General features: G+C 70.8%; 21 protein-coding genes and 1 pseudogene. 14 read left to right on the forward strand and 8 right to left on the reverse strand.

Translation table 11 applies throughout. From position 1 onward, the window contains the following. Nucleotides 1–190 precede the first annotated feature (190 nt). The 3 genes from ABZ656_RS19860 to ABZ656_RS19870 all read right to left on the reverse strand — a co-directional run bounded on the left by ABZ656_RS19860 (nucleotide 191) and on the right by ABZ656_RS19870 (nucleotide 4,179). Nucleotides 191–1,357 (reverse strand): AI-2E family transporter, encoded by a 1,167-nt coding sequence (locus ABZ656_RS19860; RefSeq protein ID WP_360269524.1) that lies wholly within the window; start codon nucleotides 1,355–1,357, stop codon nucleotides 191–193. 243 nt (nucleotides 1,358–1,600) lie between these two features. Next, the gene (locus ABZ656_RS19865; RefSeq protein ID WP_101400310.1) at nucleotides 1,601–2,563 is read right to left on the reverse strand and encodes a DeoR/GlpR family DNA-binding transcription regulator; all 963 of its coding nucleotides are present in this window, start codon (nucleotides 2,561–2,563) and stop codon (nucleotides 1,601–1,603) included. Nucleotides 2,564–2,730: 167 nt separating this feature from the next. Continuing rightward, entirely contained in the window at nucleotides 2,731–4,179 is a 1,449-nt protein-coding gene (locus ABZ656_RS19870) for an NAD(P)H-quinone dehydrogenase (protein WP_101400309.1), read from the reverse strand. A 143-nt stretch (nucleotides 4,180–4,322) separates the two neighbouring features. Between ABZ656_RS19870 and ABZ656_RS19875 the strand changes: the two genes are divergently transcribed. The 4 genes and pseudogenes from ABZ656_RS19875 (at nucleotide 4,323) to ABZ656_RS19890 (ending at nucleotide 9,301) form a co-directional block, all read left to right on the forward strand. After that, entirely contained in the window at nucleotides 4,323–4,760 is a 438-nt protein-coding gene (locus ABZ656_RS19875) for a gamma-glutamylcyclotransferase (RefSeq protein WP_054233631.1), read from the forward strand. A 163-nt stretch (nucleotides 4,761–4,923) separates the two neighbouring features. Further along, nucleotides 4,924–5,748: a purine-nucleoside phosphorylase gene (locus tag ABZ656_RS19880; protein WP_060896436.1), complete on the forward strand. Its 825-nt coding sequence runs from the start codon at nucleotides 4,924–4,926 to the stop codon at nucleotides 5,746–5,748. Between the two features lie 413 nt (nucleotides 5,749–6,161). Further along, nucleotides 6,162–7,882 (forward strand): annotated as a pseudogene (locus ABZ656_RS19885) (phospho-sugar mutase). A gap of 375 nt (nucleotides 7,883–8,257) precedes the next feature. Next, on the forward strand, nucleotides 8,258–9,301 hold the full coding sequence (locus ABZ656_RS19890) for a hypothetical protein (protein ID WP_360269527.1): 1,044 nt from the start codon (nucleotides 8,258–8,260) through the stop codon (nucleotides 9,299–9,301). 85 nt (nucleotides 9,302–9,386) lie between these two features. Here ABZ656_RS19890 and ABZ656_RS19895 read toward each other — a convergent pair whose 3' ends face one another. After that, on the reverse strand, nucleotides 9,387–10,028 hold the full coding sequence (locus ABZ656_RS19895) for a PH domain-containing protein (protein WP_101400307.1): 642 nt from the start codon (nucleotides 10,026–10,028) through the stop codon (nucleotides 9,387–9,389). 424 nt (nucleotides 10,029–10,452) lie between these two features. Here ABZ656_RS19895 and deoC point away from each other — a divergent pair, with 424 nt between their 5' ends. From deoC to ABZ656_RS19910, 3 genes are read left to right on the forward strand one after another with little or no spacing between them, the layout of a single operon-like run. Further along, complete coding sequence (gene deoC / locus ABZ656_RS19900; RefSeq protein WP_101403703.1) at nucleotides 10,453–11,403, forward strand: deoxyribose-phosphate aldolase; 951 nt, start codon at nucleotides 10,453–10,455, stop codon at nucleotides 11,401–11,403. A gap of 5 nt (nucleotides 11,404–11,408) precedes the next feature. After that, the gene (locus tag ABZ656_RS19905) at nucleotides 11,409–12,851 is read left to right on the forward strand and encodes an aldehyde dehydrogenase family protein (RefSeq protein WP_101400306.1); all 1,443 of its coding nucleotides are present in this window, start codon (nucleotides 11,409–11,411) and stop codon (nucleotides 12,849–12,851) included. Beyond that, nucleotides 12,844–13,752, forward strand: a complete 909-nt coding sequence (locus ABZ656_RS19910; RefSeq protein WP_101400305.1) for an aldehyde dehydrogenase family protein — start codon at nucleotides 12,844–12,846, stop codon at nucleotides 13,750–13,752. The genes ABZ656_RS19905 and ABZ656_RS19910 overlap by 8 nt, the downstream gene beginning before the upstream one ends. 40 nt (nucleotides 13,753–13,792) lie before the next feature. On the opposite strand, the gene ABZ656_RS19915 is transcribed toward ABZ656_RS19910, so the two are convergent. Continuing rightward, entirely contained in the window at nucleotides 13,793–14,209 is a 417-nt protein-coding gene (locus ABZ656_RS19915) for a hypothetical protein (protein ID WP_101400304.1), read from the reverse strand. Nucleotides 14,210–14,430: 221 nt separating this feature from the next. Between ABZ656_RS19915 and ABZ656_RS19920 the strand changes: the two genes are divergently transcribed. Further along, entirely contained in the window at nucleotides 14,431–15,057 is a 627-nt protein-coding gene (locus ABZ656_RS19920) for a uridine kinase (RefSeq protein WP_101400303.1), read from the forward strand. Nucleotides 15,058–15,266: 209 nt separating this feature from the next. On the opposite strand, the gene ABZ656_RS19925 is transcribed toward ABZ656_RS19920, so the two are convergent. After that, nucleotides 15,267–16,019 (reverse strand): SigE family RNA polymerase sigma factor, encoded by a 753-nt coding sequence (locus ABZ656_RS19925; protein WP_101400302.1) that lies wholly within the window; start codon nucleotides 16,017–16,019, stop codon nucleotides 15,267–15,269. A 309-nt stretch (nucleotides 16,020–16,328) separates the two neighbouring features. Here ABZ656_RS19925 and afsQ1 point away from each other — a divergent pair, with 309 nt between their 5' ends. From afsQ1 to ABZ656_RS19950, 5 genes are all read left to right on the forward strand, one after another. Continuing rightward, complete coding sequence (afsQ1, locus tag ABZ656_RS19930) at nucleotides 16,329–17,006, forward strand: two-component system response regulator AfsQ1 (RefSeq protein WP_054233761.1); 678 nt, start codon at nucleotides 16,329–16,331, stop codon at nucleotides 17,004–17,006. Continuing rightward, entirely contained in the window at nucleotides 17,003–18,580 is a 1,578-nt protein-coding gene (locus ABZ656_RS19935; RefSeq protein WP_101400301.1) for a HAMP domain-containing sensor histidine kinase, read from the forward strand. The genes afsQ1 and ABZ656_RS19935 overlap by 4 nt, the downstream gene beginning before the upstream one ends. Next, nucleotides 18,577–19,224 (forward strand): hypothetical protein, encoded by a 648-nt coding sequence (locus ABZ656_RS19940; RefSeq protein ID WP_101400300.1) that lies wholly within the window; start codon nucleotides 18,577–18,579, stop codon nucleotides 19,222–19,224. Before ABZ656_RS19935 ends, ABZ656_RS19940 begins: the two co-directional genes overlap by 4 nt. A 317-nt stretch (nucleotides 19,225–19,541) precedes the next feature. After that, nucleotides 19,542–20,093: a VanZ family protein gene (locus tag ABZ656_RS19945; RefSeq protein ID WP_101400299.1), complete on the forward strand. Its 552-nt coding sequence runs from the start codon at nucleotides 19,542–19,544 to the stop codon at nucleotides 20,091–20,093. A gap of 103 nt (nucleotides 20,094–20,196) precedes the next feature. Then, the gene (locus ABZ656_RS19950) at nucleotides 20,197–20,397 is read left to right on the forward strand and encodes a PspC domain-containing protein (protein WP_054233643.1); all 201 of its coding nucleotides are present in this window, start codon (nucleotides 20,197–20,199) and stop codon (nucleotides 20,395–20,397) included. 106 nt (nucleotides 20,398–20,503) lie between these two features. Here ABZ656_RS19950 and ABZ656_RS19955 read toward each other — a convergent pair whose 3' ends face one another. Together ABZ656_RS19955 and ABZ656_RS19960 are read right to left on the reverse strand one after the other, a co-directional pair. After that, nucleotides 20,504–20,857 carry an ATP-binding protein gene (locus ABZ656_RS19955; protein WP_101400298.1) on the reverse strand — a complete coding sequence of 118 codons (354 nt, stop codon included), beginning with the start codon at nucleotides 20,855–20,857 and terminating at the stop codon, nucleotides 20,504–20,506. Nucleotides 20,858–20,999: 142 nt separating this feature from the next. Further along, nucleotides 21,000–22,154: an adenosine deaminase gene (locus tag ABZ656_RS19960; RefSeq protein ID WP_360269533.1), complete on the reverse strand. Its 1,155-nt coding sequence runs from the start codon at nucleotides 22,152–22,154 to the stop codon at nucleotides 21,000–21,002. Between the two features lie 112 nt (nucleotides 22,155–22,266). On the opposite strand from ABZ656_RS19960, the gene ABZ656_RS19965 reads away from it, so the two are divergent. Next, nucleotides 22,267–23,028 (forward strand): alpha/beta hydrolase, encoded by a 762-nt coding sequence (locus ABZ656_RS19965; RefSeq protein ID WP_101400296.1) that lies wholly within the window; start codon nucleotides 22,267–22,269, stop codon nucleotides 23,026–23,028. The last annotated feature ends 82 nt before the right edge of the window (nucleotides 23,029–23,110 follow it).

The raw sequence follows: 23,110 nt of genomic DNA on the forward strand, positions 1-23,110 counted from the left end.
GCCAGATCAAGATCTCGTACAACGCGGACAGCGGCTCCCACAAGGAACCGAGCAATCGGTCCGACGGGCGCTTCGGCGTATCCGGTGGCGGGCAGGGGATCCTCGTCCCCGGCGGCGACCCGCAGACCGTCCCTCCCGGCGGCGACCCGCAGACCGTCCCTCCCGGTGGCGGGCCGGGGCATGCGCCGTCTCAGCCGGGTGAGCGGCCGGGATGGTCCGGCTCGGGCCGGGCCCGCATCTCGCTGATCACGGACCAGGCCACCGACACCATCGGGACGGCCACGACCGCGCCGATCACACCGGCCAGGATGCCGCCCGAGATGACGGACAGGGCCACGACCACCGGGTGCAGCCGGACCGCCCAGCTCAGCACGAGCGGGTGCAGGACATGGCCCTCGATCTGGCCGACGACCACGATCAGGGCGAGCACCACGAGCGCGATGAACGGCCCCCGTGAGGCCAGCGCGACGACCGTGGCCACGGCCAGCGCGATGGGCGAGCCCACCAGCGGAATGAACGCTGCGAAGAACTCCAGCAGGGTCAGCGGCAGGGCCAGCGGCACGCGCAGCGCGAACAGGGCGGTCCCGACCAGTACGGCGTTGGTGGCGGCCACGATGATGATGCCGCGGGTGTACCCGGCGAACGTCCGCCACGCGGCCCGTCCCGCGCGACCCCAGGGATCCCGGGCGCTCTCGGGCAGCAGGCCCTTGAACCAGTGCCAGAACCCGTCCCCGGAGTGGATGAAGAACAGCGAGCAGAACAGCGCGAGCACCGCTCCGGTCAGCACCTCCACCGCCCGCCCGGCACCGCTGAGCGCGCTGCTGATCAGTGCGGCGCGATGCTCCTTGACGTACGTCGTCACCTTGCCCTGAAGGTTCGACAGCACGGTGTGGCGGACACGGAAGGGAGGGCCCTCCAGCCACCGCTGGATCCGCCCGATACCCCCGGCGAACTCCTGCCCCAACTGGTCCGATTCGCCCGCGACCAGGCTGCCGACCAGCGCCAGCAGCCCGAGTATCAGCGCCAGGCTGCCCATCACGCTCACCACGACGGCCAGGGGCCGGGGCATGCGCCGCGCCAGCAGATCGGCCAGGGGACGCAGCACCGAGGTGACCACCAGTGCGAGGAACAGCGCCACGGAGACGAGCTGCAACCGGCCCAGAACCTTGAAGGCCGCGTACACGGCCACCCCGAGCACCAGCAGCCGCCATGCGTACGCCGCGGCCACCCGCAGCCCCTGGTTCACGGGCACGTCGTCGCGCTCCGCGGCACGCCGGATCGCCGTCCCCGCCGTACGGGCCCGTGCCACCGCCCCCGCTCCGCGGGCGGGCCGGCTCCCCAGGACGACGTACCGCATCCGTCGCTGGTGCGAACGGCGCGATCCGTCGTTCACCTGTACGTCACCGCCTCCCGTCGCCGTGTCAGGGACAGGTTGCGGGTGGACAAGGAGCCGTCGCAAGCCGGGGCGCATACTGACAAACCGCACTCGTGTGCCGTGAGCTGCGCCGCTTCCCCGTATCGCGGCCGGGGGACGGCCGAGTGGAGGGTGCCCGGCGTACGCCATACGGCCCATGGGGGTGGTGCACGCCGGTCGAGTCGGTCAGCGGCGGCGCAAATCCGCCACTCGCGCCCGCTCTCCCGGGGACTGCTCGCCCAGGACGGTGGCGCTGCGCAACTGCGGTCCCGCACCCGGCACCTGGCCGCGGCGCGGGCCGGGGAGGGGCATGTCCCGGCGCGGCTGGCGCCCCGTCGGGACCGTATCCCCTCCCGCACCGCCGCCCGCCTGCCCGGCCACCGCGATCTGTACGCCCTGGTCAGCCAGGGCCTGCAGTTCGGTGACCGCGCGGTCGTCGTGCGCGGGCGGCTCGTCCGTGACCAGGCGGGTGATCAGATCGGTCGGCACCGTCTGGAACATGGTGTCGGTGCCGAGCTTGGTGTGGTCGGCGAGGACGACGACCTCCCCGGCGGCCTGCACCAGCGCGCGGTCGACGGACGCCGACAGCATGTTGGAGGTGGACAGGCCGCGCTCGGCGGTGAGCCCACTGCCGGAGAGGAAGGCCCGCGAGACCCGCAGCCCCTGGAGGGACTGCTCGGCACCGCTGCCGACCAGGGCGTAGTTGGAACCGCGCAGGGTGCCGCCGGTCATCACGACCTCGACGCGGTTGGCATGGGCCAACGCCTGTGCCACCAGCAGGGAGTTGGTGACGACGGTCAGCCCGGGCACCCGCGCGAGCCGGCGTGCCAGCTCCTGCGTCGTGGTGCCCGCGCCCACCACGATGGCCTCGCCCTCTTCGACGAGACCCGCGGCGAGATCGGCGATGGCCGTCTTCTCGGCGGTCGCGAGATGCGATTTCTGCGGAAAGCCGGACTCCCGCGTGAACCCGCCCGGCAATACCGCACCGCCATGCCGGCGGTCGAGGAGTCCTTCTGCCTCCAGTGCGCGCACGTCCCGCCGTACGGTCACTTCGGAGGTCTGGACGACGCGGGCGAGCTCACGGAGCGACACGGCCCCGTTCGCTCGCACCATTTCGAGGATCAATTGGCGACGTTCTGCAGCGAACACGAAACTGACAGTAACCCCAACGACCGTCTGCTTTCAGCAGTTTGCGCCGAATAACAGAAGTTGTTCGCATGGCAGTGCGTGAAGTGGTATACGCGCCTACTCGCGCCGCCTATGCCGTACGAATGGTCGACAACTCCCCGTGACCAGCGGGAAGTCGGGGTGGGACGTCAGCCTTCGTCGCCCGCCTTACGGGTGTGCAACTGCCGTGCGACCTCGGCGATCGAGCCCGAAAGGGAGGGGTACACGGTGAACGCGTTCGCGATCTGTTCGACCGTCAGATTGTTGTCGACCGCGATCGAGATGGGATGGATCAGTTCCGAGGCACGTGGCGCGACGACCACGCCACCGACGATGATCCCGGTGCCGGGGCGGCAGAAGATCTTGACGAAGCCGTCCCTGATGCCCTGCATCTTGGCGCGCGGGTTGCGCAGCAGGGGCAGCTTGACGACCCGGGCGTCGATCTTGCCCGCGTCCACGTCGGCCTGCGTGTAGCCGACGGTGGCGATCTCGGGGTCGGTGAAGACGTTGGACGAGACCGTCTTCAGGTTCAGCGGAGCGACCGCGTCGCCCAGGAAGTGGTACATGGCGATACGTCCCTGCATCGCCGCGACGGAGGCGAGGGCGAAGACACCGGTCACGTCACCGGCTGCGTACACGCCCGGGGCGGTGGTCCTGGAGACCTTGTCGGTCCAGATGTGCCCGGAGTCCCTGACCCGGACACCGGCCTCCTCCAGACCCATTCCGCTGCTGTTCGGGATGGCGCCGACGGCCATCAGACAGTGCGAGCCGCTGATGACCCGGCCGTCGGAGAGCGTGACCTCGACCCGGTCGCCGACCCGCTTGGCGGACTCGGCGCGGGAGCGGGCCATGACGTTCATGCCACGGCGCCGGAACACGTCCTCCAGCACGGCGGCGGCGTCCGGGTCCTCGCCCGGCAGCACGCGGTCGCGGCTGGAGACGAGCGTGACGCGCGAACCCAGCGCCTGGTAGGCACCGGCGAACTCTGCACCGGTGACACCGGAACCGACGACTATGAGCTCCTCCGGGAGCTCGTCGAGGTCGTAGACCTGGGTCCAGTTGAGGATCCGCTCACCGTCCGGCTGCGCGTCGGGCAGCTCACGCGGATGCCCGCCGGTGGCGATCAGCACCGCGTCGGCGACGAGCGTCTCCTCGGTCCCGTCCGCGGCCCGTACGACGACTTTGCGCGAGCCGTCGAGGGACTGCATGCCCTCCAGTCGCCCACGCCCGCGCAGCACCCGCGCGCCGGCCCGCGTCACGGAGGCCGTGATGTCGTGCGACTGGGCGAGCGCGAGCCGCTTCACACGCCGGTTGACCTTCCCGAGGTCGACACCGACGACCCGGGCCGCCTGCTCCATGGGTGGGGTGTCGTCGGCGACGATGATCCCCAGCTCCTCGTACGACGAGTCGAAGGTGGTCATCACCTCGGCCGTCGCGATAAGGGTCTTCGACGGCACGCAGTCGGTGAGCACCGACGCCCCGCCCAGACCGTCGCAGTCGACGACGGTCACCTCCGCGCCGAGCTGGGCGGCAACCAGCGCCGCCTCATATCCGCCGGGTCCGCCACCGATGATCACGATCCGAGTCACGTACTCCATTGTCCCGCACGCTTCAAGATGCTTCCGCCCGGGGGCCGCGCCCGCCCCCATCCGAGCCCCTTCCGTTATGCGCTCACCGGTTGTGCGCCTATGCGTTCTGTTACGCAAGAGGCTCCTGTGTTCCCTGCCGTACCCTCGACCTCATGTCGCTCTACGCCGCGTACGCCGGCAATCTCGACCCGCGGCTCATGACGCGCCGCGCCCCGCACTCGCCGCTGCGCGCCACGGGCTGGCTGAACGGCTGGCGGCTGACGTTCGGGGGCGAGCACATGGGCTGGGAAGGCGCGCTGGTGACCCTCGTCGAGGCCCCCCGCTCGCAGGTCTTCGTGGCGCTGTACGACATCGCCCCCCTGGACGAGGACTCCATGGACCGCTGGGAGGGCGTGGGCCTCGACATCTATCGCCGGATGCGCGTACGGGTGCACACGCTGGAGGGCGAGGAACCCGCGTGGGTGTACGTACTGAACGGGTACGAGGGCGGACTCCCCTCCGCGCGCTACCTCGGTGAGATCGCCGACGCGGCGGAGTCGGCGGGCGCGCCCCACGACTATGTGATGGAGCTGCGCAAGCGTCCCTGCTGAGGGCCCTTCCCGCGCCCCGAGCGCCCCTGCCGAGGGCACCCCTCGTGGGAAACGCCGGTCCACTCCGTTCCCACCCCTTCGTCGGAAACAACAAGACAACGATCGCAAGACCGTGACCTCTGTCATCTACGCGCGTAGGCCGGGACCGGCTACCCTCATGCGCGTGAACGCATCTCTTCTTCCGGACGACATCCAGGGCGACCCCCACGCCGCCGCCGACGCCGCCGCCACCCGCCTGCGGGAGCTCACGGGCGCCGAGACCCACGACGTCGCGCTCGTGATGGGCTCCGGCTGGGCTCCGGCCGTGGACGCCCTCGGCACCCCCGAGGCCGAGTTCCAGGTCACCGAGCTGCCCGGGTTCCCCCCGCCTGCGGTCGAGGGGCACGGCGGCAAGATCCGCTCGTACAAAGTCGGTGACAAGCGGGCCCTGGTCTTCCTCGGCCGCACCCACTACTACGAGGGCCGCGGGGTCGCCGCCGTCGCGCACGGCGTGCGTACCGCCGTCGCCGCTGGCTGCAAGACCATCGTGCTCACCAACGGCTGCGGTGGTCTGCGTGCGGACATGCGCCCCGGCCAGCCGGTGCTGATCAGCGACCACATCAACCTGACGGCGACGTCCCCGATCGTCGGGGCGAACTTCGTCGACCTCACCGACCTGTACTCGCCGCGGCTGCGCGCCCTCTGCAAGGAGGTCGACCCCACCCTGGAGGAGGGCGTCTACGCGCAGTTCACCGGGCCGCACTACGAGACGCCGGCCGAGATCCGGATGGCCCGTGTCCTCGGCGCGGACCTTGTCGGCATGTCGACGGTTCTCGAAGCGATCGCCGCGCGTGAGGCCGGTGCGGAGGTTCTCGGCATCTCCCTCGTCACCAACCTCGCCGCCGGTATGACGGGCGAGCCCCTCAACCACGAGGAGGTCCTCCAGGCGGGCCGCGACTCCGCAACCCGCATGGGCGCCCTCCTCACCCAGGTCCTGGACCGCCTGTAGGGGTTCATCGCCCCCTCCGCCCCTACCCCTCCGATCCTCAGCCCGAGGGGCTCCGCCCCCAGACCCCCATCGGTCTGAAGGGCCTCGTCCTCGAACGCCGGACGGGCTGGAGGGCGGACGGGGGATGCGGGGCGAAGCCCCCACGCCAGGGGCGCGAGGAACCGCGCGAGCAACCCCCACCGGCCGACGGCCGAAGCACTTCGCACGACCGGAGATTCGGGACGCAGCCCCGACCCCAGGGGCGCGAGGAACCGCGCGAGCAACCCACACCGGCCGACGGCCGAAACACTTCGCACGACCGGAGATTCGGGACGCAGCCCCGACCCCAGGGGCGCGAGGAACCGCGCGAGCAACCCCCACCCACCCGCAGCCGACCGTCGCACTCCGGGGGGTTGGGGGCGCAGCCCCCAGGGATGGGACGGGCAGGGGCGGCGGGGGCGAGAGAAGGCACCCCCGGCCGGGTACACACCAAGGGCAGCACAAACAGAGAGGTTCACCCGACGTGCAGGACGAACTCATCGCACGGGCCGAGACGTGGCTCGCCGAGGACCCCGACCCGGAAACCCGCGAGGAACTCGCCGAGCTCATCGCCGCCAAGGACGTCCCCGAGCTCACCGCACGCTTCAGCGGCACCCTCCAGTTCGGCACCGCCGGCCTCCGGGGCGAACTCGGCGCGGGCCCGATGCGCATGAACCGCGCGGTGGTCATCCGCGCCGCCGCCGGCCTGGCCGCGTACCTCAAGAAGCAGGGCGAGGCGGACGGCCTCGTCGTCATCGGCTACGACGCCCGCCACAAGTCCGCCGACTTCGCCCGCGACACCGCCGCGGTGATGACGGGCGCGGGCCTGCGCGCCGCCGTCCTCCCCCCCCCCCTGCCCACCCCCGTCCTGGCGTTCGCCATACGGCACCTCGGCGCCGTGGCCGGCGTGGAGGTCACCGCCAGCCACAACCCGCCCCGCGACAACGGCTACAAGGTCTACCTGGGCGACGGTTCGCAGATCGTCCCCCCGGCCGACGCCGGGATCGCCGCCGAGATCGCCGCTGTCAGCAGCCTCGCCGACGTCCCGCGCCCGGACTCCGGCTGGGAGACCCTCGACGAGGGCGTCCTGAACGCCTACCTGGCGCGTACGGACGCCGTCCTCGCCCAGGGCTCCCCCCGCACCGCCCGCACCGTCTACACGGCGATGCACGGCGTCGGCAAGGACGTCCTGCTCGCCGCCTTCGCCAGGGCCGGCTTCCCGGAGCCCGTGCTCGTCACCGAGCAGGCGGAGCCGGACCCCGACTTTCCCACCGTCGCCTTCCCCAACCCGGAAGAGCCCGGCGCGATGGACCTGGCCTTCACGAAGGCCCGCGAGACCGGCCCCGACCTGATCATCGCCAACGACCCGGACGCGGACCGTTGCGCGGTGGCCGTCGGGGACGGTGCCGACTGGCGGATGCTGCGCGGCGACGAGGTCGGCGCGCTGCTCGCCCAGCACCTGGTGAACCGCGGCGCGCGCGGCACCTTCGCGGAGTCGATCGTCTCCTCCTCCCTCCTCGGCCGGATCGCCGAGAAGGCGGGCCTCCGCTACGAGGAGACCCTCACCGGCTTCAAGTGGATCGCCCGGGTGGACGGCCTGCGCTACGGCTACGAGGAGGCGCTCGGTTACTGCGTCGACCCGGACGGCGTACGCGACAAGGACGGCATCACGGCGGCCCTGCTCATCACGGAGCTCGCCTCCGAGCTGAAGGAGGAGAGCCGCACCCTCCTCGATCTCCTCGACGACATCGCCGTGGAGCACGGCCTGCACGCCACCGACCAGCTCTCGGTCCGCGTGGAGGACCTGTCGGTCATCGCGAACGCGATGGGCCGGCTGCGAGAGCAGCCCCCGACGGAGCTGGCGGGCCTGCCCATCACCAGGTCCGAGGACCTGACGAAGGGCACGGACACGCTTCCGCCGACCGACGGGCTGCGCTACACGCTGGACGGCGCCCGCGTCATCGTCCGCCCCAGCGGCACCGAGCCGAAGCTGAAGTGCTACCTGGAGGTCGTGGTCCCGGTCGGCTCGCACGCCGAGCTGCCCACGGCTCATGCGAAGGCCGCCGAGCTGCTCGCGGGGATCAAGCGGGACCTGTCGGCGGCGGCCGGCATCTGATCCCAGGCCTCGGATCCCACGCCTCGGATCCCGCGCCTCCGCGAGGGCCCAGGTCCAGGACTCAGCCACTTACGGGTGATTTCCGCCCGGCAGTTGACGCAGCGCTCCGGTGCGCCACCATCCGGCCGAGGAACGGTTGGCGGTAGCGCACCGCCGAGCCCCAGGAGCTGCCGCGTGTCCTCGACCGCCTCCCGGCCGACATCCTCCCCACCCCGGAACGCTCCCGGCGAATTCCCCGCGAACCCGAACACAAGTACGGGCACGGTTGCGGGCACGAGTACGGGCACGAATGCGAGCACAGGCATTCTGTGTGCCCTCCGCATCCACCTGCGCCGGGCGGCCCCCGCCCTCCTCGCCTACGGGGCCGTACGCCTCGTGAGCCTGCTGCTCCTCGCCCAGTGGGCGCACCACCAACACCACGGCCTGTGGCCGATCCTGGCCACGCAGTGGGACGCGGACTGGTATCTGGGCATCGCCCAGCACGGTTACACCCACCACCTGGGCACCCGGTACGACGCGAACAACCTCGCGTTCTTCCCGATGTACCCGTTCCTGGTCAAGGCGGCCGCGGTCCTGACCCCGGGTACGCGCGCCACGACGGGCCTGGCGATCTCGATCGTCGCCTCCTTCGTGGCCGCGTGGGGAGTCTTCGCCGTCGGCCACCATCTCCACGGCCGGCGCGTGGCCCTGCTGCTGACCTTCCTGTGGGCGGCTCTCCCGGTCGGCCTGGTCCAGTGGATGGGCTACACGGAGTCCCTCTTCACGGCGTTCGCGGCCTGGTCGCTGTACGCGGTGCTCACCGGCCGCTGGCTCTGGGCGGGCACCCTGGCGTCGCTGTCGGGCCTGACCCGCCCGACGGGGATCGCGGCGGCAGCGGCGGTCACCGTCACGGCCCTGCTCTCCCTGCGGGACCGCTTCTCGCCGCGCGTCCTCGCGGCCGCGGCCCTCGCCCCTGCGGGCTGGCTCTCGTACGTCGGCTGGGTGGGCGTGCGCCTGGGCCGATGGGACGGCTACTTCGCCGTACAGCGGTTGTGGCACAACGACTGGGACGGCGGCGCGGAGACCCTGCGCCGTATGCGGGAGGTCCTGACGCACGACTCCAGGCCGGAGCTCTTCCTGGTGATGGTCACGGTCACCCTGATCGTGTCCGTGGTCCTCTTCGCCCTGGGCGCCTGGGACCGGCAGCCGCTCCCCCTGCTGGTCTTCACCGGCATCCTGCTGCTGATCGTGCTGGGCAGCGGCGGCGTCTACTTCCCCCGCGCCCGCTTCCTCCTACCCGGCTTCCCGCTCCTGCTCCCGCTGGCCCTCCATCTGTCCCGCGCCTCACTCCGCTTCCGGGCCCTCACCCTGACCGCGGCGCTGCTGGGTTCGGCGTACTGGAGCGCGTACATGGCGCTGGTGTGGCCGAGCGCGCCGTGACAGGCCGGGACGAGTCGTGACGAGTCGTGACGAGCCATGACGAGTCGAGAGCTGATACGGGGCCTGCGTGCGGCAGCCGGGGTGGCTACCCCACCGCCAGCAGGATCACCAGGACCACGGCCCCCGCGAGCGCGGGACCCATGACCTCGTACGCCCACCGCACGCTCACCTCGCCCTGCGCGCCCTCCGTGGCCGCCCGGGCCTCGGCGAGTTCGCGCAGGTCGTCCATGACCTGGTCGGCCTGGGAACGGGTGGGCCCGCTCGCCACCGAGGAGGTGCGGCCGCTGCTGTCGGCGGCGGCGTTGCGCGCCTGCCGTCGGGCCGCGGACTTGCGGGCACGCAGGGAGACGGGGATCGCCCAGAGCTGGAACTTGGCGCCCTCGGTGTCGACCACCTCGTTGGAGTACCCGGAACGCAGTGAGGCGACCTTGCTCCAGGGCAGCACGACGACACGGAACGGGTTACGGACGCGCAGCCGGTCCTCGTTGGCGTAGACCGCGGGGCGCAGGGTGAAGGCCGCCACCAGCGGGACCAGGAGGATCAGCGCGGCGAGTGCCAGCCAGGGAGTGCGGCCGTGGCCGGAGACCAGCGCGTCGATGCCGAGCCAGCCCGTGATGGCGAGCAGCAGTACGCCGCCCGCGATACCGGCGTGTGACCGGTAGATCCGGTCCTGCGACTCGGGTCGCGAGGCGTCCGGCACGGGTGGCTGGTCATCCGGGGTCGTCATGCCCCCGATTCTGCCCGACGCCCCCTGAACACTTCCTTCACCCCCGCCCCACGCCGCCGCTTCGTTACAGCCAGGCGTCCGTGGGGCTCCGCCCGAATCCCCCGGCAACTCCTGGCCGCTCGGCCGCGGGCGAGTGGGGGCCGGCCGCGCAGTTCCCCGCGCCCCTGGAAACCTCGGCTCGCCCGGCGCTCGAAAGCGAGGACGCTCCGGGACGCAGCCCCGCAGAGGTCCGGGGACACAGCCCCGCAGGGGTCGAAGGGGCGCAGCCCCTGGGATGATGGGGTCGTCCCCCCTGCTCGAGCGAAGCCGAGAGCTTGGGGGAGGGCAGGGACGGCGGGGGCGAGACTCCCCCGGTGCGCACTCCCCCACACCACCCCCGGGGCTGTACAGCCGCTACGCGCGTAGATATGCTCAGCTCGTGACCATGCCCACCACTGCACCCGCACTCGGCGACGTAACCGCGTCAGACAGCACGCTGCGCCGCTTCCTCCACGGGCTCCCCGGCGTCGACACGGTCGGCCTGGAGGCTCGCGCCGCCTCGCTCGGCACCCGTTCCATCAAGACGACCGCGAAGGCGTACGCCATCGACCTCGCCATCTCGATGGTCGACCTGACGACGCTGGAAGGCGCGGACACCCCGGGCAAGGTCCGGGCGCTCGGCGCCAAGGCGGTCCACCCCGACCCCACGGACCGTACGACGCCCACCACCGCGGCCGTCTGCGTGTACCCCGACATGGTGGCCACCGCCAAGGACGCCGTCGCCGGCTCCGGCGTGAAGGTCGCCTCGGTCGCCACCGCCTTCCCGGCCGGCCGCGCGGCCCTCGCCGTGAAGCTCGCCGACGTACGCGAGGCGGTCGACGCCGGTGCCGACGAGATCGACATGGTCATCGACCGCGGGGCGTTCCTCGCGGGCAAGTACATGAAGGTGTACGACGAGATCACCGCCGTGAAGGAGGCCTGCGGGACCAGCGCCCGCCTGAAGGTCATCTTCGAGACCGGCGAGCTCTCGACGTACGACAACATCCGCCGCGCGAGCTGGCTCGGCATGCTGGCCGGCGCGGACTTCATCAAGACCTCGACCGGCAAGGTCGCCGTCAACGCGACCCCGGCGAACACGCTCCTCATGCTGGAGGCGGTCCGCGACTTCCGCGCCCAGACCGGCGTCCAGGTCGGCGTGAAGCCCGCCGGCGGCATCCGCACCACCAAGGACGCCATCAAGTTCCTGGTCCTGGTGAACGAGACCGCGGGCGCGGACTGGCTGGACAACCACTGGTTCCGCTTCGGCGCGTCCTCGCTCCTGAACGACCTGCTGATGCAGCGTCAGAAGCTGGCCACCGGCCGCTACTCCGGCCCCGACTACGTGACGGTGGACTGATCACCATGGCATCCGCATCCGCTTTCGAGTACGCACCGGCGCCCGAGTCCCGCTCCGTCGTCGACATCGCGCCCTCCTACGGCCTGTTCATCGACGGCGAGTTCACCGAGGCGGCGGACGGCAAGGTCTTCAAGACCGTCTCCCCCTCCACCGAAGAGGTCCTGTCCGAGGTCGCCCAGGCGGGCGCGGAGGACGTCGACCGCGCCGTGAAGGCCGCCCGCAGGGCCTTCGAGAAGTGGTCGGCACTGCCCGGCTCCGAGCGTGCCAAGTACCTCTTCCGCATCGCCCGGATCATCCAGGAGCGCTCCCGCGAGCTCGCCGTCCTGGAGACCCTCGACAACGGCAAGCCGATCAAGGAGACCCGCGACGCCGACCTCCCCCTGGTCGCCGCGCACTTCTTCTACTACGCGGGCTGGGCCGACAAGCTCGACCACGCCGGCTTCGGCGCCGGCCCTCGTCCCCTGGGCGTCGCGGGCCAGGTCATCCCCTGGAACTTCCCCCTCCTGATGCTGGCATGGAAGATCGCCCCGGCGCTGGCGACCGGCAACACCGTCGTCCTCAAGCCCGCCGAGACGACCCCCCTGTCCGCCCTGTTCTTCGCGGACATCTGCCGCCAGGCGGGCCTGCCCAAGGGCGTCGTCAACATCCTTCCGGGATACGGCGACACGGGCGCCGCGCTCGTCGAGCACCCCGACGTGAACAAGGTGGCCTTCACCGGCTCCACCGCCGTCGGCAAGGCGATCGCCCGCCAGGTCGCGGGCACGGACAAGAAGGTCACCCTCGAACTCGGCGGCAAGGGCGCGAACATCGTCTTCGACGACGCCCCCATCGACCAGGCCGTCGAGGGCGTCGTCACCGGCATCTTCTTCAACCAGGGCCAGGTCTGCTGCGCGGGTTCCCGTCTCCTCGTCCAGGAGTCGATCCACGACGAGCTGCTGGACTCGCTCAAGCGCCGCCTTTCCACCCTCCGCCTCGGCGACCCCCTGGACAAGAACACGGACATCGGCGCGATCAACTCCGCCGAGCAGCTGTCCCGTATCACCTCGCTCGTCGAGCTGGGCGAGGCCCAGGGCGCCGAGCGCTGGTCCCCGGCCTGTGAACTCCCCTCCTCCGGCTACTGGTTCGCCCCGACGCTCTTCACGAACGTCACCCAGGCGCACACCATCGCGCGCGACGAGATCTTCGGCCCGGTCCTGTCCGTCCTCACGTTCCGGACCCCCGACGAAGCCGTGGCCAAGGCCAACAACTCCCAGTACGGCCTCTCCGCCGGCATCTGGACCGAGAAGGGCTCCCGGATCCTCGCCGTCGCGAGCAAGCTGCGCGCGGGCGTCATCTGGTCCAACACGTTCAACAAGTTCGACCCGACCTCGCCGTTCGGCGGTTACAAGGAGTCGGGCTTCGGCCGCGAGGGCGGTCGCCACGGCCTGGAGGCGTACCTCGATGTCTGAGAAGACCGACAAGACCGAGCAGCAGCGACTGAGCGTCTTCAAGACCTACAAGCTGTACGTGGGCGGGAAGTTCCCGCGTTCCGAGAGCGGCCGGGTGTACGAGGTGACGGACTCCAAGGGCAAGTGGCTGGCCAACGCGCCCCTCTCCTCCCGCAAGGACGCCCGTGACGCGGTGGTCGCCGCCCGCAAGGCGTTCGGCGGCTGGTCCGGCGCGACGGCGTACAACCGCGGTCAGATCCTCTACCGCGTCGCCGAGATGCTGGAGGGCCGCAAGGACCAGTTCGTCCGTGAGGTCGCGGACGCGGAGGGCCTGTCGAAGTCCAAGGCTGCCGCGGTCGTCGACGCGGCGATCGACCGCTGGGTCTGGTACGCGGGCTGGACCGACAAGATCGCCCAGGTCGTGGGCGGCGGCAACCCGGTCGCGGGCCCCTTCTTCAACCTCTCGACCCCGGAGCCGACGGGCGTCGTCACCGTCCTCGCCCCTCAGGAGTCGTCCTTCCTGGGCCTGGTCTCGGTGATCGCCCCGGTGATCGCGACCGGCAACACGGTGATCGTGATCGCGAGCGAGAAGTCCCCGCTCCCGGCGCTGTCGCTGGGCGAGGTGCTGGCCACGTCCGACCTGCCGGGCGGCGTCGTCAACGTCCTCTCCGGCAAGACGGCGGAGATCGCCGCTCCCCTCGCCGCGCACCAGGACGTCAACGCGATCGACCTCGCCGGCGCGGACGACGTACTGGCGAAGGAGCTGGAGATCGCCGCGGCCGACAACCTGAAGCGGGTCGTCCGTCCACAGCCTGTGGATTATTCGCAGACGCCCGGCATCGAGCGCCTGACGGCGTTCCTGGAGACGAAGACGGTCTGGCACCCGACGGGGGCGCTCGGCGCCTCCGGCTCGTCCTACTGAGTGGTTCCCGCGCCCCGTTCAGGGGCGCGGGAGAGCTCACTCACGCACCCCCCAGCAACCCCAACGCCTGTCCCACCACCGGCACGCTCCCCACCGACGGTGCCTGCGCCAGCGGCCCCGTCAGGGCCTGCGAGGTCAGCGGCTTGAAGTCCGCGAGCTGGGTGCCCACCCCGTTGTCGAGCGGGTCGACCCCCGTGCCGGCGAGCGGGTTGGGCTTGAGGCCCGCGACCGGACCGGTGACATGCCCCACCGTGCCGGCCAGGGCCCCCAGGCCCGCCTGCGGGTCGAGGTTGCCCAGCGAGGTGGGCTGGGTGCGCATCAGATCCACGGCGGGGGCCGTGTCCGCGACGGCCGGACTCGCGGCGGCGGCCGCACCGGCGGCGACCACCCCGAACGCGACGGCGATGCGCGCGGTGGTGCGGGCCAGGGGGGTCTGCTGGTGTGCGTGTCGCGCCATCGGATGTCCTCTTCGGTGAACGTAACGAATGCGAGCGGAGAGCAACGGAATTCGCACGCAGAGTAGTTGACCCGGATGCCGCTACGGGCGGCGATGGCGGCGGATTCCCCTGTGCGGGTCAACAGACATACGGACGTAACCCAGATAATCCTTCGGGATAATGTTCCGGAGGCCTGCCGAAGCGCGGCGTGGCCCGGCCGAGTCACAGAAGGTACAGAGAATTGGGTTCCCATCCTCCGATACCCACCCGTGTGGTGCTGCTCTGCGGCCCCTCCGGCTCTGGAAAGTCCCTTCTCGCGGCCGACTCCGGGCTTCCCGTGCTCCGCCTCGACGACTTCTACAAAGAGGGCACCGACCCGACGCTTCCCCAGGTCGAGGGCAGCCCCGACATCGACTGGGACCATCCGCAGTCGTGGGACGCGGACATCGCGGTCGCGGCGATCGAGGAGCTGTGCCGTACGGGACGTACGACCGTTCCCGTCTACGACATCTCGCTGAGCGCCCGTACCGGCGCGGAGGCGCTGCACATCGGCCGGACGCCGCTGTTCATCGCGGAGGGCATCTTCGCCGCCGAGATCGTCGAGCGCTGCCGGGAGCTGGGGATGCTGGCCGACGCGCTGTGTCTGTCCCGCGGCCCGCTGACCACGTTCCGCCGCCGCTTCCTGCGGGATCTGCGGGAGGGCCGCAAGTCGGTCCCGTTCCTGCTGCGCCGCGGCTGGCGCCTGATGCGCGCCGAACGTTCGATCGTGGCCCGGCAGAGCGCGCTGGGCGCCCACCCCTGCGACAAGGCCGAGGCCCTGGGCCGACTGACCGCGGCGGCCGCCGGACGCTGCACGACACCGGCGTAGTACGGGCCCCTTCGCGGAAGCACGCAAAGAGGCGGCCACACACGAAAAGAGGCCCAGGCGGACCCCCCGTCCGCCCGGACCTTTTCTCGTTTCCCCCGTGTTCCCCCGTGCTCCGCAGGGGTCCCCCGACCCCGTTGGTTTCTTTCCCCCCGGTACTGCTCCCCCGTACCAACCGGTACAACCGGTTACCTGCTTCCCCCCACAGACCTTCAGGCGACGAGCTCCCCGAAGGACTCCTCCTCGTCACGGCCGAAGCTGAGGACCTCGTCCTCGCGCATCCGGCGCAACGACCGCCAGATGCTCGACTTCACCGTGCCGACACTGATGTCGAGGATCTCCGCGATCTCCGGGTCCGTGCGGCCCTCGTAGTAACGGAGGACCAGCATGGTGCGCTGGAGTTCGGGCAGCCGGGCCAGCGCCTGCCACAGCACGGCGCGCAGCTCGGTGCCGCGCATCGCGTCCGTGTCACCGGCGGTCTCCGGCAGTTCCTCGGTCGGGTACTCGTTCAGCTTGCGGCGACGCCACGCGCTGATGTGCAGATTGGTCATGGTGCGGCGGAGGTAGCCCCCCACCGCGGCCTTGTCACTGATCCGGTCCCAGGCCCGGTACGTCGAGAACAGCGCGCTCTGCAGCAGGTCCTCGGCCTCGAAGCGGTCCCCGGTCAGGTGGTAGGCGGTTGCGTACAGGGAGGCTCGGCGCTCCTGGACGTAGGCGGTGAACTCCGCCTCCGACACCGAGCGACGTTCCCCCGTGGCCTCCCTGTACGCGGCTCCCCCGTGAGCTCCCCCGTTACCGCCGCTCTCCCCCGTGAAGGCGTCAACCACCGTCATGTACGTGGTGTGCTGACGCCCGGTGCCGCGAGCGCACCCCCGCCCGCTCACGGCACCGGACTTCTCCGAACCCCTGACGTCATGGAGCCGCGTGACAACTGCGCTAGTGCTGGTGCTGTGCAGCGTGTTCATCTCGCGCCCCCCGTCGTGGAGTTCCGGTTCTTCTGTTCGTTCCGTCGTGCTGTGTCGCGGTCTTGCCGTCTTGCTCTCTTGCTTGTGTCGAAAAGCTTGCCCGGGCCACTTCATGGCCGTGTCCGCCGACTGTCACAGACCTGTCACAGGGCCCCTCCCCAGGCGCGTCACGGCACGATCACAGCGAGGTCACAGAGGGGAGCGGTACGCCTCCGCGGACGCCCTGCGAACGCCCCCTTCTGTACGGGAGATGGGTGGGAGCGCTCCAACTGTCGAAAGAGTCCCTCGCCATGGGCCAGAATGACGTTCGTGCCTTCCCTGTTGCTGATCGAGGACGACGACGCCATCCGTACGGCCCTGGAGCTCTCTTTGACGCGCCAGGGACACCGGGTGGCCACCGCTGCCACCGGCGAGGACGGTCTGAAACTGTTGCGTGAGCAGCGGCCGGATCTGATCGTGCTGGACGTGATGCTGCCCGGCATCGACGGGTTCGAGGTGTGCCGGCGCATCCGGCGCACGGACCAGCTGCCGATCATTCTGCTGACCGCGCGCAGCGACGACATCGACGTCGTGGTCGGGCTCGAGTCCGGCGCCGACGACTATGTCGTCAAGCCCGTGCAGGGGCGGGTGCTCGACGCCCGTATCAGGGCCGTGCTGCGGCGCGGGGAGCGCGAGGCCAACGACTCGGCGACGTTCGGTTCCCTCGTCATCGACCGGGCGGCCATGACGGTCACCAAGAACGGCGAGGATCTGCAGCTGACGCCCACCGAGCTGCGGCTGCTCCTGGAGCTGAGCCGCCGGCCCGGACAGGCGCTGTCCCGCCAGCAGTTGCTGCGACTGGTGTGGGAGCACGACTACCTGGGCGACTCGCGGCTGGTGGACGCGTGTGTCCAGCGGTTGCGCGCGAAGATCGAGGATGTTCCGTCCTCGCCCACCCTGATCCGTACGGTCCGCGGAGTTGGCTACCGACTGGACACTCCTCAGTGACCCCACCGCACGACGAACTCCGCGGCTGGGCCGCGGCACGCAGGACGATCCTGGCGGGACTGCGCTTCACGAGCCTGCGACTGCGGCTGGTCGTGGTGTTCGGACTCGTCGCGCTCACGGCCGCCGTGTCGGCGTCGGGCATCGCGTACTGGCTCAACCGCGAGGCGGTGCTGACGCGTACGCAGGACGCGGTGCTGCGCGACTTCCAGCAGGAGATGCGCAACCACGCGAGCATGCTGCCGGTGCACCCTGCGCAGGACGAACTGCAGCGCACGGCGGGCCAGATGGCCAACAGCAGCCAGCGCTTCAGCGTGCTCCTCGTCGCCCAGGACGGCAACGGCAAGAAGGTCATTGGGAACTCCGCGCTGGACACCTTCACGCTGACCGACGTACCCAAGTCCCTCCAGAAGGCCGTGAACAAGGAGCAGCCGCTCTCCTCGAACAACAAGTCGACCTACCACCTGTACTGGCAGCGCATCACCGACCACGACAAGCCGTACCTGGTGGGCGGCGCGAGGGTGATCGGCGGGACGACGACCGGCTACATGCTCAAGTCCCTGGAGCCCGAGGCCAAGGACCTCAACTCGCTGGCCTGGTCACTGGGCATCGCGACCGGCCTGGCCCTGATCGGCTCGGCGCTGCTCGCCCAGGCCGCCGCGACGACGGTCCTCAAGCCGGTGCACCGCCTCGGCATCGCGGCCCGCCGCCTGGGCGAGGGCAAGCTCGACACCCGCCTGCGCGTCTCGGGTACGGACGAGCTCGCGGACCTCTCCCGTACGTTCAACCACACCGCTGAGTCCCTCGAAAAGCGCGTGGACGACATGAGCGCCCGCGAAGAGGCGTCCCGCCGCTTCGTGGCGGACATGTCCCACGAACTCCGTACGCCTCTCACCGCGATCACCGCCGTGACGGAGATCCTGGAAGAGGAACTCGACGCGGAGACCGGCAGCGTCGACCCGATGATCGAACCGGCCGTCCGGCTGGTCGTCAGCGAGACCCGCCGTCTCAACGACCTCGTCGAGAACCTCATGGAGGTCACCCGCTTCGACGCGGGCACCGCCCGGCTGGTCCTCGACGACGTGGACATCGCCGACCAGATCACCGCGTGCATAGACGCACGCGCCTGGCTGGACGCCGTCGACCTGGACGCCGAGCGCGGCATCATGGCGCGCCTCGACCCGCGCCGCCTGGACGTGATCCTCGCGAACCTCATCGGCAACGCGCTCAAGCACGGCGGCAGCCCGGTCCGTGTCTCGGTCCGCGAGGAGGCCGACGACCTTCTCATCGAGGTCCAGGACCACGGGCCCGGCATCCCCGAGGACGTCCTCCCGCACGTCTTCGACCGCTTCTACAAGGCGAGCGCCTCCCGCCCCCGCTCCGAGGGCAGCGGTCTGGGCCTCTCCATCGCCCTGGAGAACGCGCACATCCACGGCGGCGAGATCACCGCGGCCAACGCGCCCAAGGGGGGCGCCGTCTTCACGCTCCGCCTCCCACAGGACGCGTCGGAGCTGCTCGCCGACGACGAGCGCGAGCGCGGAAGGAACGGGAACGGTACGGAGGGCAGCGCCGGATGACGACCTTGGTACGAGGCCGAGAGGGGCGCCGACGGACGCCTCTCGCCTCCCTCTCCCTTCTGTCCCTCCCCCTCCTCACCGTCCTGCTCGCGGGCTGCGGTATCCGCTCCACCCAGGTCCCGACGGACTTCGGCCCGGCGCCGTCCCGGGTCCCGTGCGCGCTGTCCGGCCCGGACATCACCACCCAGACCTCCCGTGGCATTCCGGTCCAGGTCTTCCTGATCTGCTCCGGGCAACTGGTGACGGTCGACCGGTCCGTGCGGATTCCCGACGGTACGGCGGAGGGGGCGCGGCGGGTTCTGGTGGCGCAGGGACTCCTCGACGAGCTCGCCGAGACGCCCTCCACGCCCGAGCAGCAGGCCGGCTACACGACCGACGTGCGGGGCGGGATGACGGTGAGAGGGCCTCGGCCCAAGGACCCCGAGGACGCTCTCCGCCTCAGCACCCCGCCCCAGAACCTGACCTCCGCCGCCCTCGCCCAGATCATCTGCACCTTCTCCGACTCCGCCGCCGCGCAGGACGACGGTTCGGTCGTCCTCGGCGGCCCCGACACCACCCCACTGCGCAGCTACGAGTGCCCCACCGACGTCCGCGCCAACCCCACCACCAAGTCCCCGCCGTCCAGGCCGATCTCCGGCGCGTGATCGTTCGGGCAACTGTTTCCTCGTCCTCGAACGCCGGACGGGCCGAAGATGCCGGCCGGAGCGCGCGCTTTCAGGGGCGCGGGGAACTGCGCGCTCAACCCCCGCCGGCCGACAGCCGAACACATACGCGCGGCCGGGGATCCGGGGCGAAGCCCCGGCCTCAGGGGCGCGGGGAACTGCGCGACCCGCCCCCACCGGCCCGCGGACGCCGAACCGTGCCCGCTGCGCACCGTACCTGTGGCGCATCCCTCACCCCGCAGACCCAAGCTGACCCACAACCCGGAACCGATCCTGCCGACCCCGGCGTCTTGGGAGGCGTGCAACGTCAAGGCGAAGGCGGCGGCAGCGCCGTGACCCGCGTCCGTGCGACAGGAGCTCTCCTCCTCGTCGCACATCTCGCGCTCGTCGCCTGGATCACCCTGCGCCCCCTGGACGTCCCCTGGGTGAGCCCCGCCAACCTCCGCCCGTTCGCCGGCATCAGGGCCGACCTCGCGCTGGGCCCGGCGGAAGCCGCCCGCCGGATAGGTCAGGGCCTCGGCCTGCTCGCCCCGCTCGGCGTCCTGCTCCCCATGGCCGGCGGCAAGCTGACGGCATCCCCGCTCGGCTCCCTCGTCCGCACGGTCGCCGCCGGCGCCCTGATCTCGCTGGGCATCGAACTGCTGCAGACCGGCGTCCCCGGCCAGGTCGTGGACGTCGACTCCCTGCTGCTCAACACGGTCGGCGTCGCCCTGGCCCATCTCGCGATCGTGCCGGCCGCCAGGGTCAGGCTCCGCCGCCGGGCCGAGACCCGGCGCCGCGCGGCCCTCCCCCGGGAGGACATGGCTCAGGGTCGGACCCCGACGATTCCCAGGGTCGGCATCGCCCCGTAGAGCGACGCTTCGCCCGCTTCGTCACCGTAGCGTTGAAGACATCGAAGAAGACCTCGATGCCCCGACATCCCGGCGTCCAGCCACGGTTCACGAAGGAGCCCTCATGACCGCCCTTGCCCGCCCCACCAACGGCCGCATGATCGGCGGAGTGTGCGCAGCGCTGGCGCGGCGCTTCGGCACCTCCGCGACCACGATGCGCGTGATCTTCGTTCTCTCCTGCCTGCTCCCGGGCCCGCAGTTCCTGCTCTACATAGCGCTGTGGATCCTGTTCCCCTCCGAGGACAAGGCCCGCACGGCCTGGTGATCCCCAGCCGCTCCGACACGGCACGACACGCCGGTGGGGCGCACCCCAATCAGGGTGCGCCCCACCGGCGTTCGTACAGGCGAAAGGCCGAAACAAGCGGAAGACGTCAGCCGAGCGGCAGCCCGTTCACCGGCAGACCGTGCGTCGGCAGGCCCTGCAGCGGCAGCCCCCCGAGCAGCCCGGCCACCGGCGCCGCCGGCCCGTCGGCAAGAACCTTCGCGACGGCGGGCTGGGCCGCGGCCACCCCCGCGCCGAGCGCGCCCTGGCCGTGGGTGAGCGCCTCTCCCGCACCCGGGAGCGCCGCCGCGACGTTCTGCGCGGGCAGCGCCTGGGTGACGGTGCCCAGCGCCTGGGAGGCGTCCGGCACGGCCGGGGCGGCGTTCGCGGCGCCCGCGCCGACGGCGGCGAATGCGGCACCGAGCGCGGCGACACCGAGGGTCTTGGCAGCAGACTGCTTCATATTGAATGCGTCCTTGGATCCGTGTGACGGGGATGTGAGCGGTCCAAAAAACGTAAACACGCAGAGCCACCCTCCGCAAACATCAAAAAACAGCCGATTCATGGAGAACAAGTGAAGACCCGGCTGCTTTTCGCTCCTTCGATCAGCCCTGTTCCTTCAAGGAACCGCTGGTGGAAGCGGTCTGCTGGAACAGCCATTCGGATTTGAGCTCTGCATATCCAGGCTTGATCACGTCATTGATCATCGCCAGTCGTTCATCGAAAGGAATGAATGCTGACTTCATAGCATTGACAGAGAACCACTGCATATCATCGAGCGAATAACCGAACGCATCGACCAGATGCTCGAATTCGCGCGACATGCTCGTCCCTGACATGAGCCGGTTGTCCGTGTTCACGGTCGCCCGGAAGTGCAGGCGCCGCAGCAGACCGATCGGGTGCTCCGCGTAGGAGCCGGCGGCGCCGGTCTGGAGGTTGGAGCTGGGGCACAGTTCCAGCGGGACGCGCTTGTCACGGACGTACGAGGCCAGCCGTCCGAGCTTCACCGAGCCGTCCGCCGCGACCTGGATGTCGTCGATGATCCGCACACCGTGGCCGAGCCGGTCCGCGCCGCACCACTGGAGCGCCTGCCAGATGGAGGGGAGCCCGAAGGCCTCGCCGGCGTGGATGGTGAAGTGGTTGTTCTCGCGCTTCAGGTACTCGAAGGCGTCGAGGTGACGGGTGGGCGGGAAGCCCGCCTCGGCGCCCGCGATGTCGAAGCCCACCACTCCCAGGTCGCGGTAGCGGTTGGCCAGTTCGGCGATCTCCAGGGCGCGGGCCGCGTGCCGCATGGCGGTGAGCAGGGCGCCGACCCGGATGCGATGGCCGTTCTCCCGGGCACGCCGTTCACCCTCCCGGAAGCCCTCGTTGACCGCCTCGACGACCTCTTCGAGGGTGAGCCCGGCCTCCAGGTGCTGTTCCGGCGCGTACCGCACCTCGGCGTAGACGACCCCGTCCTCGGCGAGGTCCTCGGCGCACTCGGCGGCGACCCGCACCAGCGCCTCGCGCGTCTGCATGACGGCACAGGTGTGGGCGAAGGTCTCCAGGTACCGCTCCAGGGACCCGGAGTCCGCGGCCTCGCGGAACCAGACGCCGAGTTTGTCGGGGTCGGTCTCGGGGAGCCCGGAATAGCCTGCCTTCTGGGCGAGTTCCACGATCGTCCCGGGGCGCAGGCCCCCGTCGAGGTGATCGTGCAGCAGGACCTTGGGCGCCCGGCGGATCTGTTCCGAGCTCGGGGTGTTCTGGATCTGGCTCGTCATTTTCGCACTGTAGACCCTACGCGCGTAGATCTCCTGTCACGCCGTCCGTCGATACGTAACGGTGACCAGGCGGACGGGTGGCGTACACGGTCACTTCTGACACTGTTCTGTCATGGCACAGCAAGCGACGCCGGTTCGCAGCGCCCGGCTCGGGAGGGCGATCGGCCCGGAGCCGACGGCGGTCAGCGGAGTGGTTCTGCTGCTCCCGGGCGGCGACGAGGTCTCCGCGCGCAGACCGTCCCCGATGTTGGCGACCGCCTCCGTACGCGCGCTCGGGCGCCGGCTCATGCGCGCGGGAGGCGCGGAAGGCCTGGCGACCCATGTCGTGCACTACCGCTTCCGCGGCTGGAACGGCAGCGAGGCGCATCTCGCGAGCGACGCGTCCTGGGCCGCCGACGAGGTCGTACGCCGCTACGGTGACGTGCCGGTGTGCCTCGCCGGTGTGGGCATGGGAGGCCGGGCGGCGCTGCGGGCGGCCGGGCACACCGCCGTCAACTCCGTTCTGGCGCTCGCCCCCTGGCTGCCCGAGGACGACGTGGCGGCGCCACCCGAACCGGTGAAGCAGCTCTCCGGGCGGCGCGTGCTGATCGTGCACGGCACCAACGACGAGCGCACCGACCCGGAGTTGTCCTTCCGGCTGGCGGCGCGGGCGAAGAAGTCCAACCGGGACATCTGCCGGTTCGAGGTCCACTCCGACGGGCACGGGTTGCACCAGTACCGGTCCGAAGTGCACGCGCTGGCGGAGGACTTCGTGATGGGGGCGTTGTTCGGCCGCGGGCTGGCGCGGCCGTTGGAGGATGCGCTGGCCGCTCCGCCGCCGTTGGGGTTGCGGATGCCGCTTGCCTCCGGCTTCGGGAAGGCGTTGCGTCGATAGGTCGTGGGTTCGCTGCGGGTCTGTGGGGGCTGGTCGCGCCCACGCGGAGGAGCCGCATAGGTCACGGCCTCGCGCCCCTGAA

The sequence above is a fragment of the Streptomyces sp. NPDC007095 genome, from assembly GCF_040634475.1.
GTDB lineage: Bacteria > Actinomycetota > Actinomycetes > Streptomycetales > Streptomycetaceae > Streptomyces.